The following is a 15434-nucleotide window of genomic DNA, read 5'->3' as shown; positions in this document are numbered from 1 at the left end:
AGTCACCCGACCGCCGCCAGAATCTCGGCTACCGCGTCGCGGCGCACCGCGTCGTAGAACGTCGCGGCGGCCTCGGTGTCGGCGAACACCACACTCTGGTCGCCCACCAGGCCGGTGCCGTTGCTGGGGCTGGTCACGAAGGTGAGGTCCTCGCCGCGCAGATGGCGCAGCTCCATCCCGAAGTCGAGCAGCGACAGTGTCTCGTCGACGGCCACCGCGTCGGCGGTCGCCCGGATGAACGAGTTGAGCGTACCCGGGCTGGAGAGCACCCCGCCGGAGGCCGCTTTCTCCATGATCGCCTTGATCACCTGCTGCTGGTGACGGATCCGGGCGAAGTCGCCGTCGGCGAAGGCGTGCCGCTCCCGGGCGTAGTCGAGGGCGGTGGCGCCGTCCATCGGCTGCCGGCCGACCTCGAACGACCGCCCACCGTCGGCCCGCAGCGGGCTGTGCGAGGTGAAAGCCTGGTCGACGTCGATCTCCACCCCGCCGAGCGCGTCGATGATCGCCGTGAAGCCGGCGAAGTCCACCAGTGCGACGTTGTCGACCCGTACGCCGGTGAACTCCTCGACGGTCTGCACCATCAGCGGGATACCGCCCCAGGCGTACGCGGCGTTGATCTTCGCGTCCTGGCCACCCTGACCGTTCTGGTTCGACGGCACGAATACCCAGGTGTCCCGCGGGATCGAAACCAACTGGGCACTCTGCCGATCGGCCGCGATGTGCGCGAGAATGATCGTGTCGCTGCGGGATCCCGAGGAGCTTTCCGGGTCACGGGAGTCGCTTCCCAGGATCAGGATGTTGGTCGCGCCGGTGACCTTTTCCGGGCGCGACTCCTCGGGGACGTCCTCGAAGGCCTGTACGCGTTCGATGCCCGACTCGATGGACCGCAGGTAAAGCCCGCCGGCCAGGAGACCACCGCCGGCGAGCAGGGCAAACACGACCAGTACGACCAGCGCGATCCGGATCGCGCGCTTACGACGGCCCGAGGTCTTCCCGGTGCCCGGTCCGTCCACCACGGGGCGGTCGATTTCCTGCGTGGACGCGTACTCCGCAAGCTGCGGTGGGTGTGACATGCCAGTGATAGTACCGATGGAGATTTCCGGTTGATGTCCAGTGGCATCCTGATCATCAGAAGTGCCGGACAAATCCTGATCGATCTTGGCCAACTCGATCTTGCCGACCGTCTCCACTATGGCAAAGATGCTTGACACTGGACGAGTACTCGGCCACGGACGCGCACCGACCGGACGCGCACCGACCGGACACCGACGGAGAGCGAGGTGCTGCCGTGACCGGCGAATCCAGGGCTGATCGGGCTCGGGACCGGTTCGCCACGCGCGGGATGGCCGAGCTGCTCGCCGTCGTCGGCAGGCTGCTGCGCCGTCCCCGTCGGGGCGAACACGAGCTGCCGATCGTGGTAACGACAGGCCCGGCCGGCAGCGACATCCGCAACGGCCTGCTACGCCGGTTGCGCCGGCCGAGCCGGCGGCGTGTCCCGCACGTCGAGCTCGACGCCACGGAATTTCCCGACAACCTGGGGATCCGGGCGCTGCTCGACGCGATGCACCATCAACTGGCGCTGGACGCCTTCGGCGCCGAGCCGTTCACCTTCCGGCACTATCCGCTGGCACGCTAGCTGATGGACCAGCGGTTGACCGACGTCGAGGTGACCGAGCGCCGGGCCCGGATCACCCAGATGCTGCGGCAGCGGCGCCGGCGGCCGTCCACCGACAGCGCCCGTGAGGCGTCCCAGGCGGAGACGCTGTTCGCCGCCGCGTTCCGGTTGCTGCTGTGGCTGGTGCTGCGGGCCATGCCCGACGTCGTGTTCCGGGCGGCGCTGTCCGGCCGGCTGCCGCTGATCGGCGGTCGTTACCGCTGGTTCATGCGCCAGCAGTACCTCGCGCCACGGCAGAGCGGGACGTTCATCGGATTCGCCGAACGGCTGACCACCGACTGGCGTACCGGTGAGCAGCCGGAGCAGGTGCGCAAGCTGCTCGTCCACGCGTTCCTGGAGGATCTGCGGGTCGGCTTCGCCCGCAGGTTCTGGTCGCCGACCGGATGGCGCCGCACCGCGTACCCGGTGTTGCTGCTGGACAACGTCGCACCGGGCAACGCGGGGCACGCGCTGCTGCGGTTGGTCAACGACGTACGCAACGAGACCGGGCGGTGGGATCCGCTGCTCATCGTCGCCGGTGCCGGGCCGGGCTATTCCCCCACCGATGCCACCGGGCCGCCGCTGCACCTGGCGGAGGCCGGCATCGGCCTCGACGAGTGGCGTGACGCGTTGCCGGAGCAGCGCCGGCTGCGCCGTGGCGACGCTTGGTTCCTCGTGCTGGAAGCCGCACCGGACCGCGACGAACGGTACGGCCACGCGGTGATCCCCGATCTGGTGCCACCGGCTCCGCCCTGGTGGGCCCGACGTACCGTCGCCGCCGCCGTGGTGCTGGCGCTGCTGGCCGGTGCCGGACTCTGGGCCGGCACCCGGTGGGGGCCGGGGTGCCTGCCCCGGCCGACGCAGGGTGAGATCGCGTTACGCCTGGTCGACGGCGAGTGCATCGGCTACAGCGACAGCCTGGCGTACGTGTTCAACCCGGGGCAGGAGCAACTGCGGACGGTGCAGGAGCGGATCTTCCGGCAGAACGAGGAGGTGATGCAGAAGTGGCGCAGCAGCCAGCGACGGCGTCCCCTGATGACCCTGGTCTACCTGGGCATCATGACCGGCCAACGCACCGGCCCGCGGGAGGTGTCCTACGTCTCCGAACGTGAGGAGCTGGAGGGCATGGCCGTCGCCCAGTACGCCCGGATGGAGGCCGCGGCCAGCACCGACGGGCAGGCCCTGCTCCGGATCGTGGTGGCCAACGGCGGCAAACAGATGCAGTACGCCGAGGCGACCGTCGACCTGCTGGCCGACCTCGCCCGCCGGGATCCGACCGTGGTCGGGGTGGTCGGGCTGGTGGAGAGCCGGACCACCACCGCCCAGGCGCTACGCCGGCTCAACGAGATCGGGTTGCCGGCGATCGCCCCGACGCTGTCGGCCGACGGACTGCACCGCAACTCACGGCTGTACCTGCAGATGGTCGCGCCAAACGCCGACCAGGCCAAGCTGGTCTCGTCGTACGCCACCGACGTGCTCGGCGTCGACGAGGCACACGTCTACTACACCACCGGAGACGACAGTCCACTGGCCGACGATCTCTACGTCAACACCCTGGTGTCCGGGCTGACCGACCGGCTCGGCGAACGGGCCACCGCTCGGGCGTTCCGGGTGGGTGACTCGCTCAGCCACGAGTGCGGGTACGCCGGCCTGCTGTTCTTCGCCGGCCGTTACTCGGAGTTCGACGAGTTCCTGGAGGCGCTGCGTGGCTGTCAGAACAATCCGCCGCAGCATCTGGTCGCCGACGACTCGGTCAACCGCTACCTGGCCAACCACCAGATGCGGACCAACGCGCCGGGCAACCTGCCGGTGACCTACGTGTCCAAGGCGGCGCTGGCGATGTGCAGCCGGCTGGTCGCCGACGCCCTGGCCGACGAGTCCCGCCGCCGCTTCCTCGACCTGATCCGTCGCGGCGACCTGCTCGGCGAGCCGCGCTGCGTCGATGGCGTCAACCCGCCGGTGGGTGAGCGGGTGGCGCTGGCCTACGACGCGTCGATGATGCTGATCGGGGCGCTGGAGCAGCTGGCGGCCCGGCTGAACATCGCCTCACGGCCGTGGGAGCCACGGGCGGTCAGTCCGGTGGCGGTGTTCACCGAGGTGCTGCGGCAGAACGCGGGCGCGCCGTACCCGGGGGTGACCGGGCCGACCCGGTTCTCCGTGGATACCGGCGAGCCGGTGGACAAACGCCTGTCGCTGATGTACGTGGCCAGCGTGCCGCAGGTCGACGAGGAGCCACGTGAGGTCTTCTACTGCGGCCGGGCCCGGCCGCAGGACCCGGCGGGCTGCCGGGCCGACCCCGCGACGCCGCCACCAGCGGGCTAGAGAGGCAGCCAGCAGGCTGGAGTCGCCCGCCTGCACCATAGTGGGTGTAGACCCGGTTAAGATCGTCGGCATGGGTCGGTGGGTGACGCGTGACAGGTGAAGCGTGATGAGCTCGGCCGGCGCAACAAATCAGACAGATAATTGACGGAAGAAAGTTTCACATTTTAGCACGCCGACACCTCGTCAGGTAGGGTGAAGTCGAATGTCCGACAGTTCGCTGGATCATCGACCGGATCATGTTACAAATGAGAGATGCCAGCGTCGCCATCGAGTCACAGACCCGTCTCGGGTGCGATTCTTCTCGACCACGCAAGGCGCGGTTGATCACGAATTGATGCAGTCGTGACACAATGGTCGACAGCCGGCTTTCCCAGCGAATTTCAAAACCGCATCCACAGCGGTTGTTGTGATCGGGTTTCGGTGAAAAATGGGCAGTCAATTTGCTCCGCCAGGCGAAGATTCTCTGGCCGATGAATTTCTCAGAGATCCAAACGGGTTTCGGGAACGCATTCACCAGGAGGCGGAAAATGAAGCAGAGGAGTGGTTCCGCCAAGAGATGAGTCGCCGTGAAGCTATCCGCGCGGCCGAGCTGCGTCAGCGACGACGTGAACTCTTGGACAGGATTCTGGTGTGGCGTCGAGACCAAAGCCGACCCTGACCACCCGCCGCCTCTATCCCAGCGATACGCAACGCGTCTTGACTCAACCATCAGGATCTTCGTTGGTGACCGACTCGGCGAGCGACAGACCTATTGCCAGGACGTTGGCCAGATTCTGTACCATGTACATGTCGTCGATGGTCAACTCGCCCACACCCGGGGCATCCACACCGAGAAAGCCAAACTTTCTCGACCCCAGGATGACCGGCGCTGCGATGTACGTCTCGTAATCCCGAGGATCCCTACGCAAGTGCTTTGCCAACCCGGACACGTCCGTCACCAGGAAGGGACGACCGGAATCCAGCATTCGGAACATCTCGTCGCCAGGGCCCTTGTCTCCCTCCACGAATTCGGCCCTCGGTTGATGGTTTCGGTTTCTTCCTGACTTCCAGATCTCTTCCCACCGCAGGACCCGCGCCGCTCCCTCCTCGTCACATCTGAAATAGGAGGCACGTGCGTTGGGTTTGATGTCGCAGGCCAACCCCACGATTAGCTGCTTCATACGCTCCGCCATTTCCCGACGGCGTGCGGAGCGCTTTTCAGATGCGATCCTCATGAGCGCGTCCAGACCAGGCTCAAGCACACTACGAATGCTTTCGATCGCACTCGATCGCGCCTGCTTGGCAAGATCCTCCGCGTCTTCCAGCCGCTTCGCGTACTGACTCATGTCCCGCTTGCTGGCGACAGACGTTCCGATGGTGAGTAGCGCTCCGGCCGCCAACGCCACCCACTTCGACCAGTCCGGCCACCCCGGCGTCGCCTGCAGCAGGTAGGCTGCGCCGGCAGCGATCGCCAACAACGTAACCTTCATGTCCGCTAAGCGGGAAAACCTCCCTCGGGGAGAGGAGCCCGAAGCCATGGGATGCAGGATACCCGACGGCATCCGCCAGCAATCCAATGACAAGATCAGATGAAATCGTTGTCGGTCGATTGATTTGCGGCTCCGTCAAGGCCGATCACCGTGGATCACAAGCAGCCGACGAGCCGTTTTCCGAGTCCAGCCAGCGGAGCGGAGGGCATACGTTTCGGTAACGAATTGCGGCTACGCCGATGTCACTACCTCGCCTGGCATTCAGACAGACATCTAAGAAATATCAGACTACATAGTGACATCTGATCCGTATTCCGAATCAGTCCATTCATATACCCCGAAGTCACAACAGAGAAAATCGCTACCAGCTTCGGCCAATGTGGCTGTGACCTGGGCGGATTCATGATCACGTGATGATGTCGACACATCACCGACACGAGCCGACCGGAGATTGTCGCCATCGCTTCCGCCACAGGAGGTTACATGGCCCCCACCCCTCCGACCGACGACGAGCTGAACACATTGATCACCGCTCAGCTCGCCTCGCTCGGCATCGACCTCGACCAGCTTCCGGCCGGCACCACCGCCGACCCGGTCACCGGCTCCCCCGGGCGCGACTCCGTCCTCGCCTCGCTGCGCTCGTTCATGCGCAGCACGGTGCCCACCCTCGCCGCCTACCAGATGCCCACCCCGGACGCGGGCGACCCGGCCACCGCGATGGCCCTGTCGCAGCAGCACGCGCCGATCCTCTACCCCTCCATCAGCACCGAATGGCGTAAGCCCCGATGAGGAAGGACGCCATGACGCCGACGCCCACCGAGGAGCAGCAGCCACTCGACCGTGTCCTCGATCGACGGGCCTTCCTGGCCCGTACCGCCGCTCTGGCCGCGACCGCCACCGCCGGCGCAGTGGTACTTCCGGGGCTGGCCGGTGCCGCCACGGCCGCGCCCAGCCCGATCAGTGCACCCGCCGCCAAGTACAACCCGGAGCTGGATCGGGGCGCGGCATACAACAAGCCCCGCGAGTCGGCGATGGGCGACCCGACCGAGTGGACCATCTCCGAAGCGGCGTGGATGATCCGGCACAACAAGATCGCCCCGGTCGAGCTGCTCCAGGCGTACCTGGACCGGATCGCCGCCTACGAGCCGACGTACCAGGCGTTCAACATCGTGCTCGCCGAGCAGGCGACCAAGGCCGCCCGGCAGCTGGCCAACCGGCCGTACCGGGGGCCGCTGCACGGCATCCCACTGGCGATCAAGGACAACTACTACACCGACGGTGTGCCGACCACCGCCAACTCGTACCTGTTCCAGGACTTCGTGCCGCCGTACGACGCGACCTCGGTAGCCAAGCTGATCGCCCAGGGCGCCATCGTGCTCGGCAAGACCCAGATGGGCCCGCTGGCCACCACCCGCGCGACCCGACCCAACGGGGAGGTCACGACGGTCAACGCGTGGACGCCGACGAACCCGTCGACCAACCCGGGTGGTTCGTCCACCGGCACCGCGACGGCGGTCGCCGGCCGGATGGCCACCTCCGGCACCGGCACCCAGACCGGCGGGTCGATCACGTCGCCGTCGAACGCGCAGAACCTGACCGGCGTCAAGCCGACCATGGGTCGGGTGTCGTTGGCCGGGATCATCCCGCTCACCTACACCCGGGACCATCCCGGACCGCTGGCCCGCGACGCCAAGGACGCCGCCATCATGCTGATGGCGATGGCCGGCCCCGATCCGGCCGATCCGCGCAGCCAGGGCCTGCCGCCGGTGCCGAACCTGATCAACGCGGCCACGCCGCGCTACGACGGCGGCAGCCTGCGGATGCGGTGGAAGACCCGGATCGGCGTGCTGCCCGGCTTCGCCGACGGCAGCTCGGAGACGGCCGCCGCGCGGCAGGCGTTCCTCGCCGCGATGGCGGACATTGCGGAGTGCACCCTGGTCGAGGTCCCGTTCCCCGACGAGTGGAGCCTGCTCACCGGCGGATCGTTCAACAACGTACGGCTGCCCGAACGCAGTGAGCCGTTCATGCCGTACCTGCGTAGCGATCTGCGCGGCTTCGGGGTCTCGGTGACGAGCTGGCTGTCCGGGGCGTTGCTGGGCGCCAACGGCTGGGTCACCGGCCAGCGGGCCAAGCTGCTGCTGCTGGAACGCATCCTGGACCAGATCTTCAGCGAGTGCGACGTGGTGGTGCAGACCAGCCCGGTGCCGTTCGACATCGTCGGCCTGCCGGAGATCGCCTTCCCGATCGGGTTCACCGCCGCCGGGGTGCCGATCGGCACCATCCTCGGTGGGCAGCCGTACGCCGAGGACCGGTTGTTGTCCGTCGCCGCCGCCTACCAGGCGGTCACCGACTGGCACTGGCAGCGGCCGCCGAACCCACCGGACGCCGCACCGGCGGCGGCCCGCACCACGGCCGCGACCGCGTCGCGTGGCCGACTCACCGCCGAGGACGTCGTCGAGCTCACCCAGTAGCACCGCCCGGACACCGGGTGGGAGCGCCCGGACCGTCGCTGGCCGCCCGCTCACGCGGGCGGCCAGCCCGGCTGCGGCCAGCCCGGCTGCGGCCAGCCCGTCCGCGGCCGGCGACGCCCGGCCGTGTTGACCTGGCTGCGTATCGTCGGCATCGATGAACGAGCCAGTCAGTCAACCGCCACACCCCCTGCCCGTCGCCGCCCGCGGACTCGATCCGGGTGCCCGGCTCGGCATCGGGCTGGTGCTGCTGCTGCCAGCCGTGCTCGCCCTCGGCTGGTCGTACCTGATCCCCACGCTGCTGGCGATCCGGCGGTCGACCACCCGCGACGATCTGCTCGGCTCGCCGGAGGGCGTCGGCGGCGCCAACTATTCACGGATTCTCGAGGACGGATTCGCCGGTGCCGTCGGGCTGGGTCTGCTCCTCGCGGCGATTCCGCTGTTTCTGGCGATCGTGCTCGCCCCGGCGCTGGCTCTGCTGGCCAGATCGTCCGGTCGCCGCACCCGGCTGATCGCACGGATTCTGCTCACCCTGCCGGTGGCCGGCTACGCCCCGGTCGCGGTGATCGTCGGTTGGCGGATGGACCGGATCGGCGGCGTGTCGGTCCAGGAGCATCCCGTCGCCACCCTGATCTGGCTGACCGCGGTCACCAGCGGCGGGCTGGTTCTCGCGATCGCCACCACCGCCTATCTCAGTGCGCTGCGCACCCGTCGTGCGGCCGAGGCACTGCCCGCGATGCTGACGGTCGCCGGACTGCTGCTGGTCGGGGTCGTCGCGGTGGCGCTGCAGGTGTTCACCGCGCCGCTGGTCGTGGGTGGCAGCAGCAATCTGGCCCAGCGACCGCCGCTGATCCACGTCATCGTCGTCGCCTTCAACCGGTTCGACCTGGGCAGTGGTTCGGCCGGCGCGGTCCTGCTGCTGGTGCCGCTGATGCTGCTCGGGCTGGTCGCGGTGGGGCTGTTGCTGCTCACCCGGGCCCGGTTCGAGGTGGTCGACGAGCAAGCTGCGGCGGGCAGCCGCCCGGCCCGCGTCACGCTCCTGGTGGCGCTGCTGGTTCTCGTGGCGGTCGGCGGCTGGGCGGCCTGGCCGTGGCTACGCCGCAGCTTCCGCTTCACCAACGAGGTGGCGCCGCTACCGCCCGCCGACCTGGTCGACACCCTGGTGGCGACCTGGGCTCCGACGCTGCTGTCCGCCGTCGTGGCGGTCGGCCTCGCCGTCGTGGGTGGCTTCGCCATCGGCGGCCTGCGCCCGCTGGGCAGGTTCAGTGAGATCCTGCTGGTGCCGTTCGCGCCGTGGCTGTTCGTCGGGACCGGCCCGCTGGCCATCGAGGCGTTCATCCGCACACGCGACGTCGACCAGCTCAACACGCTGACCGGGCTCATCCCGCCGGGCTGGGTGAGCATCCCCGCCCTGGTCGCCTTCACGATGCTCTTCCGGGGGCTGGAGCCAGGCTGGCGCGCCGGCGGCGGGTTCGGCCGCACGATGGCGCTGCCCGCGCTGCCGATGGCGGCGCTGGCCGGTCTGCTCAGCTGGCTGTTCAGCGCCGGACAGGTGCTCTGGCCGTGGCTGGTGACCCAGGGCCCGACGGCCAGGCCGGCGCCGCTCGACGCGGTGCTGGTCGCGACCAGTGCCCGGGTGCCGGCCGACGAGCTGGCCCTCGGGGCGGTGTTGCCGTGGCCCGTCATGCTGCTGTTCCTCGCCGCGCTCGTCGGGCTGCAGCTGACCTACCTGGATCGGCTCGCGTTGCGGGTCGGTGCCGGCGATCGGTCAGCAGGCGCAGCCGGCACCGGCCGGGGCGGTCAGCTGGTCGATCGGTAGCCGCCGCGGGCCGGTGTCGGTGAGCACCGGGAACCCTTCCCGCACCCAGTACTCGTAGCCACCGAGCATCTCCTTGACCCGGTAGCCGAGCCGGGCGAACTCCAGGGCCGCCCGGGTGGCACCGTTGCAGCCGGGCCCCCAACAGTAGGTGACCACGACGGAGTCCGCCGCGACGACCGTGGCGGCCCGGTCCGCGATCTGCGCGGTCGGCAGGTGCACCGCCTGCGGCAGCCGGCCCTGCTGCCAGGCGGCGGGCCCCCGGGAGTCGACCAGCACCAGACCGGATACCCCGGCCACCAGGTCGGCGTGCACGTCGCTGGCGTCCGTCTGGTAGCCCAGCTGGGCGGCGAAGTGGGCAACGGCGTGCTCGGGCGGAGCCGGCGGTACGGCGAGAACCTTGGACATGGCAGCGATCCTCGGCTGGATCGTCGGCGCGCGCCAGTGGTCGTCGTGCCAAGCCGCCGCAATATCCGGCCACGGTCGCCGTGCCGGGTCACTGGTCCGGTCGGCTGGAGTCGACGGCGAGCCGCTCCGCCCAGACGGTGACATCGGCGACGAGGCGTGGTCTGGGCGGAACCGGGGGTTCGACGACCCGGATCAACGCCACCCGTCGCTCGTCGGTGAACAGGCAGACGCTGTCGCCGGCGCGCAGCGTGCCGTGCGCGATGGTCCTGACGCGCCGACTCGCCTGGCGCAGCGCCGAGCGGCACGTCTGGTGGTCGCCCTGCGCGTCGTCGGGCAGTACGACGTACGACGGGGCGTCGTGAGCGTTGCGGATCCGGTGGTACTCGACGATCACGTCGGCGGCCCCGCCCGCTCGGGCGGCTCCCACGAGATGGCGGCTGCCGCCACGGCCTGGCCCACCGGAGTCGACATCGATCTTGTCGAGATGATTGCGGAACACGTCGGTCGAGGCGCTCAGGACACATCCGGTACGTCGCAGCAGGACCGGATGCGCCGGCGCCGGCACAGCGGGCGGCCCGGCCACGACGGGATCGCACACCGCCGTACGAATGGTCCGGGACGGCCGACCGACCAGGCCGACCACCACCGCCAGCGCCAGACACGCAGCGCAGACGGCGGCCAGGTCCCACCACCGCCGGCTCGGACGCGGTCCCGGCGTCACCGGTGGCGCCGCGGCCGAGGGGCCGGGTCGTCCGGCGTCGGCGGACACCGCCGGTCGCCGCTGCGACCCCTCGCTGAGCTGCTGCCGCAGCAGGGCATGCCGGAACAGGTACACCCCGCCGACGCGGCTGAGCAGCCGGAGCTCGTCCCGGTACGCTTCGTCGAGGAACCGGGTCAGGCGCCAGGGTAGTCGGCCGCTCAGCGCGAACCAGGCCCGCGAGACGAGGAAATGCACCCAGGCGGTCCGGCTGCCATGGATCATCGCCGCTCCGCAGCCGAAGGCCGCCGCGGCGACGAAGACCGGTGGCCGATCCGTCGGCGCGACGACCAGGTCGAGCAGGAACGCCGCGAGCATGCCGGCGACCACCGCGGCGAACACCATGCCCGCGCCCGCCGACACGGCCTCGCTCCGCAGGACGTGCGACGGGCGGTCCCCACGACTGGTGTCGGTCGCCGAGCCAGGTCGGATCACCAGCATCAGGCTGGTGGCGGGCAGCGCGATCGGCACACCGGCGAGCGCGAGCTCCCACATGGCCTCGCTGCCGAACACCCCCGCCCCGAGGCCGAGCGCCAACCCGACGGCACTGGCACCGACGCCGGCACCGACGCCGGCCCGCTGGATCACCGGCCCCGGTCGCCACCCGGAACGCCAGTCGAGCGTCGCGGGCCGTGGCGGTCGCCGCGCGGCGTGCCAGCCGGCCACCCCACCGAGCAGGCCGACGACGATGCCGAGCACACCACCGAGGACGGCGATGTCCACGGCGACCGCGACGCCGATCGCGACGGTCGCGGTCGGACCGACCGTCGACGCGGCCTCGGTCATCCGGGCCAACGCTCCGGCGCACATCACGGCGAGGAGCGTGATCCCACCGCCGACGGCGCCGATGACGAGTCCGGTGGCCTTCGGCGGAACCGCCCGTGCGAGTTCCCACCACGCGATCTCCTTGGTTCCGAGCTGGCGTGTCAGGCCGGCCACCTCGCGCAGCCACCGGCGGGCCCGCCGCACCCGGTCGGCGTCGCGGCGGTCGACGTCGTCACCCCAGACGAGTTCGTGTAGCAGGTGGACCTCGATCGCGTCCCGCTCGTCGAACCTGTCCGCGTCGAGCAACTCCGCCGGATCCCTGTCGCGCTTGGCGTACTCCACGCAGGCCAGCCAGAGGATCAGGGGCACCCCGAAGGCGTTCGCGAGCGGCCCGTCCGGCTGACGGCGGAGGTGCCCGAACACGGCGTCCCACTTGGCCGCGTGCTGAGGCGGTGTGGACCGGTGCAGGTATTCCCGGATCTGCTCCGGCTCGACCGGTAGCAGCTCGACGACGGCCGCGCCGGTCATCGGGCTGCGGTACCGGCCCGTGTCCGTGGTCCCGGTGACCGCGGCCTGATACTCGCCGGGGCGGCTGGTGACGATGGCGGCGAGATTGCTGCGGCCGAGCGCGTGGATCAGCTGCGGTGCGGCCCTGTCCCACGCTTCGAGTTCGTCGAGGACCGGAAGCACCAGCCCGGACTCGACCAGGTGCAACGCGTTGCGCCACGCCCGCCGCCGACCCGGGCCCAGGGCCAGCCCGTACCTGTTGATCAGCTGCTGGGCCAGCCAGGTCTTCAGCGGCTGCGGGGATCCGTTGCCGAGTGGCCCGGTCACGTCTCCCGGGTCGCAGGCGGCGAGCGGGACGAGCACCGGGACCGGTAGCGGGCGGCCGCTCCCGCCGTGGTCGGACCCCGGGCCGTCGCTCGTTCGTCGCCGGCAGCGTTCCAGTAGCTGCCGGGCCAGCGTCACCGCCAGCGCGGTCTTGCCTGCGCCGGCCTCGCCGAGCAGGACGAGCCGCCGCTTCGGCAGCAACTCGAACTCGTCGAGTAGCTCGGTGAGGGAGTCGGTGGTGAATCCACGCCCCCAGCGAACACGCTGATCGTCGGTACGATAGACGTCACTGTCACGGCACGAGAGATCTGGCTGATCCGATTTGCGCAGCCGCAACGGAAATTGGTCCTCGGCGGGTTCGCCACCCAGTTGCTGGAATACGCTGTCCGCCAGCTTGTCGACAACCGTATGAATTTCGCCGTCGACGCGTCCGGCCGACCCGGCGGCCATGGCCGACATCAGCAGCGGGGTCGCTGCCACAGCGATGCCGGTCAGCGCGGTCAGCGCGGCGGCGACCCGGTCGGCCTGGTCCCACAGCAGTACGAACAGCACAACTGAGAGTGTCGTCACCAGCCCGGTCATCACGACGAGCCACCGTCGGCGCATCATCACGGTCCGACCACCCTACCGAGTCCATCATGGAACTTTCACGATTGAGCATTGACAGCTGACTGCGGACCGACAATTCAGTCGGGCGCGATACCCCACCAGACGCGTCCACGAGGATTCCATATCGTACACACCGCCGACACACGCTTTCGGCGGACCGGGGAGTCCGGATCGGACCAGCAGTTTCCGATCGCCGGAACGACCCACGACCTGGCCGGGAGCATGGAGACGGTTGGCGCATCACCGTCACAGCCGGACAACCAGGTATGACGCAGAAGCAAGCCCCCAGATCGTGGCCAAGTCCTGCAAAGGCGGGCACGACCACGTTGGTAATCACCGCGGAACTGACGCTGTCATGAGTCGGCGGTACATTACGCCGGACGCCGCGACGGGCAGCGGTGTCGCTCCGGTGTGAAACCGGCACACTCTACGAAAGGGATGATGTGGTGAGCAGACGCTTCACCGCCGGGGCTGTCGCGACCGCGACCGCCCTGGCCCTGCTGGGCGCCATACCGGCCGGACCGGCCGTTGCCGCCCCCGACACGTCGGCGGAGTCCACGTCGTACACCGTCATTGCCGAGGAGACCACGAGCACGGCGGCCGCGATCGAGGCGATCGAGGCGGCCGGCGGCACCGTGGTGGACGCCACCGCCGGTGTCGGGATGTTCCAGGTGGTCAGTGACCAGGCCGACTTCGCCGCCAAGGTCGCGGCGGCGCCGGCACTGCTCGGCGCCGCCGAGAAGCGGGCCATCGGGTACGCGCCGCGCCAGCGCTTCGACGCGGTCGAGCAGGAACACCTGATCGCTGGCGGCAAGTCGGCCGGCAAGCACGGCAAGCCGGACGGCCACGGCACCCGGATGGACCCGCTGGACGAGAAGCTGTGGGGCCTGCCGATGCTGCGGGCGGACAAGTCCCGCCGGGTCGAGCCGGGCGACCGCCGGGTCACCGTCGGCGTACTGGACACCGGCATCGACGGGCAGCACCCGGACCTCAAGGCCAACTTCAGCTACTCACTGTCGCGCAACTTCGCCCCTGACATCGTCGACATCGACGGCCCGTGCGAGGTGGAGTCCTGCCTCGATCCGGTCGACCGCGACGACAGCGGCCACGGCACCCACGTGGCCGGCACCATCGGCGCCGCCGCGAACGGCTTCGGTCTGTCCGGGGTGGCGCCGGGTGTCACCCTGGTGGCGCTCAAGGGTGGTCAGGACTCCGGCTACTTCTTTCTCGACTCGGTGGTCAACGCCCTGGTCTACGCCGGCGACGCCGGCATCGACGTGGTCAACATGTCGTTCTACATCGACCCGTGGCTGTACAACTGTCTGAACAACGTGGCCGACTCGGCCGAGGAGCAGGCGTCACAGCGGGCCACCATCGTCGCGGTCAACCGGGCGCTGCACTACGCGCACAAGCGCGGCGTCACCCTGATCGGCTCGCTGGGCAACAACCACGAGGACCTCGGCGCCCCACGGCCGGACTCGTCCAGCCCCAACTACGGCGGCACCCCCCGCCTGCGGCCCATCGACAACGCCACCTGCTGGGACCTGCCGGTCGAAGGTGCGCACGTGATCGGGGTGTCCGCGCTCGGCCCGTCCAAGGCCAAGGCGGACTACTCCAACTACGGCCTGGAGCAGATCTCGGTGTCCGCGCCGGGTGGTTGGTTCCGCGACGGGTACGGCACCCCGACGCACCGGACCTACGACAACACCATCCTGTCGTCGTACCCGCTGCACGTGCTGCAGGAGGAGGGCGCGGTCGACGACGAGGGCGACATCGTGCCCGGTGCCGAGTCGTACGTGTTCAAGGAGTGCACGTCGGCCGGGGTGTGCGGCTACTACACGTACCTGCAGGGCACCTCGATGGCGTCACCGCACGTGTCCGGCGTGGCCTCGCTCATCGTCAGCAAGTACGGCAACTGGGACTGGCGTCGCGGCGGATTGACCCTCGACCCGACCAAGGTGGAGAAGCACCTCTACCGGACCGCCGCGGAGACGGCCTGCCCCGACCCGCGCCTGGTGTCGTACGCCAACGAGGGCCGCTCGCCGGAGTGGGACGCCTACTGCGACGGTGGGCAGAGCTTCAACGGCTTCTACGGCTACGGCGTCGTGGACGCCTACGCCGCGGTCACCACGCCGCTGCGGCACCACTGAGCCGGAACCGGCGATAGGACCAACGTCACGGGTGGGAGCCGGTTTCCCGGCTCCCACCCGTGACGTTTGGCACGGACGGTGATGCCGTGGCACCGGATCATCCCGGCGGGTCGGTCCATTGATTCCATCGCCGCGGGCTACCGATACAAGTACCGTGAGTGACGAAGCAGACATCGTCTCAACGA

Annotated in this window: 10 protein-coding genes; 6 read left to right on the top strand and 4 right to left on the bottom strand. The window is 69.4% G+C overall.

From position 1 onward, the window contains the following. Positions 1-2: 2 nt before the first annotated feature. Positions 3-953 carry an LCP family protein gene (locus ACN27F_RS00200; RefSeq protein ID WP_421439871.1) on the bottom strand — a complete coding sequence of 317 codons (951 nt, stop codon included), beginning with the start codon at positions 951-953 and terminating at the stop codon, positions 3-5. A gap of 335 nt (positions 954-1288) precedes the next feature. Here ACN27F_RS00200 and ACN27F_RS00195 point away from each other — a divergent pair, with 335 nt between their 5' ends. Together ACN27F_RS00195 and ACN27F_RS00190 are read left to right on the top strand one after the other, a co-directional pair. Beyond that, complete coding sequence (locus ACN27F_RS00195) at positions 1289-1636, top strand: hypothetical protein (protein ID WP_421430502.1); 348 nt, start codon at positions 1289-1291, stop codon at positions 1634-1636. 3 nt (positions 1637-1639) lie between these two features. Continuing rightward, the gene (locus ACN27F_RS00190) at positions 1640-3976 is read left to right on the top strand and encodes a hypothetical protein (protein ID WP_421430501.1); all 2337 of its coding nucleotides are present in this window, start codon (positions 1640-1642) and stop codon (positions 3974-3976) included. 701 nt (positions 3977-4677) lie between these two features. Here ACN27F_RS00190 and ACN27F_RS00185 read toward each other — a convergent pair. Next, positions 4678-5430, bottom strand: coding sequence for a GAF domain-containing protein (locus tag ACN27F_RS00185; RefSeq protein ID WP_421430500.1), 753 nt, complete (start codon positions 5428-5430; stop codon positions 4678-4680). A 498-nt stretch (positions 5431-5928) separates the two neighbouring features. On the opposite strand from ACN27F_RS00185, the gene ACN27F_RS00180 reads away from it, so the two are divergent. The 3 genes from ACN27F_RS00180 (at position 5929) to ACN27F_RS00170 (ending at position 9732) form a co-directional block, all read left to right on the top strand. After that, positions 5929-6234 (top strand): hypothetical protein, encoded by a 306-nt coding sequence (locus ACN27F_RS00180; RefSeq protein ID WP_421430499.1) that lies wholly within the window; start codon positions 5929-5931, stop codon positions 6232-6234. Between the two features lie 11 nt (positions 6235-6245). Then, positions 6246-7916 (top strand): amidase, encoded by a 1671-nt coding sequence (locus tag ACN27F_RS00175; RefSeq protein WP_421430498.1) that lies wholly within the window; start codon positions 6246-6248, stop codon positions 7914-7916. A 154-nt stretch (positions 7917-8070) separates the two neighbouring features. After that, a complete protein-coding gene (locus ACN27F_RS00170; protein ID WP_421430497.1) occupies positions 8071-9732 on the top strand; it encodes a sugar ABC transporter permease in 1662 nt (553 codons plus the stop codon). On the opposite strand, the gene ACN27F_RS00165 is transcribed toward ACN27F_RS00170, so the two are convergent. After that, positions 9682-10137, bottom strand: coding sequence for a rhodanese-like domain-containing protein (locus ACN27F_RS00165; RefSeq protein ID WP_421430496.1), 456 nt, complete (start codon positions 10135-10137; stop codon positions 9682-9684). The two genes, ACN27F_RS00170 and ACN27F_RS00165, sit on opposite strands and share 51 nt — an antisense overlap. Before the next feature lie 88 nt (positions 10138-10225). After that, a complete protein-coding gene (locus ACN27F_RS00160) occupies positions 10226-13102 on the bottom strand; it encodes a hypothetical protein (RefSeq protein WP_421430495.1) in 2877 nt (958 codons plus the stop codon). A gap of 443 nt (positions 13103-13545) precedes the next feature. Between ACN27F_RS00160 and ACN27F_RS00155 the strand changes: the two genes are divergently transcribed. Next, positions 13546-15249 carry a S8 family serine peptidase gene (locus ACN27F_RS00155; RefSeq protein ID WP_421430494.1) on the top strand — a complete coding sequence of 568 codons (1704 nt, stop codon included), beginning with the start codon at positions 13546-13548 and terminating at the stop codon, positions 15247-15249. Positions 15250-15434 lie beyond the last annotated feature (185 nt).

This window comes from Solwaraspora sp. WMMB335 (genome assembly GCF_049179075.1).
Lineage (GTDB): Bacteria > Actinomycetota > Actinomycetes > Mycobacteriales > Micromonosporaceae > Micromonospora_E.
The sequence above is the reverse complement of the archived record's forward strand: the minus strand, read 5'-3'. Positions and strand labels throughout refer to the sequence as shown.

Coding starts and splice junctions, on each gene's coding strand:
- ACN27F_RS00165 (WP_421430496.1), bottom strand. CDS start 10,137: ATGTCCAAGGTTCTCGCCGTACCGCCGGCTCCGCCCGAGCACGCCGTT.
- ACN27F_RS00170 (WP_421430497.1), top strand. CDS start 8,071: ATGAACGAGCCAGTCAGTCAACCGCCACACCCCCTGCCCGTCGCCGCC.
- ACN27F_RS00190 (WP_421430501.1), top strand. CDS start 1,640: ATGGACCAGCGGTTGACCGACGTCGAGGTGACCGAGCGCCGGGCCCGG.
- ACN27F_RS00180 (WP_421430499.1), top strand. CDS start 5,929: ATGGCCCCCACCCCTCCGACCGACGACGAGCTGAACACATTGATCACC.
- ACN27F_RS00175 (WP_421430498.1), top strand. CDS start 6,246: ATGACGCCGACGCCCACCGAGGAGCAGCAGCCACTCGACCGTGTCCTC.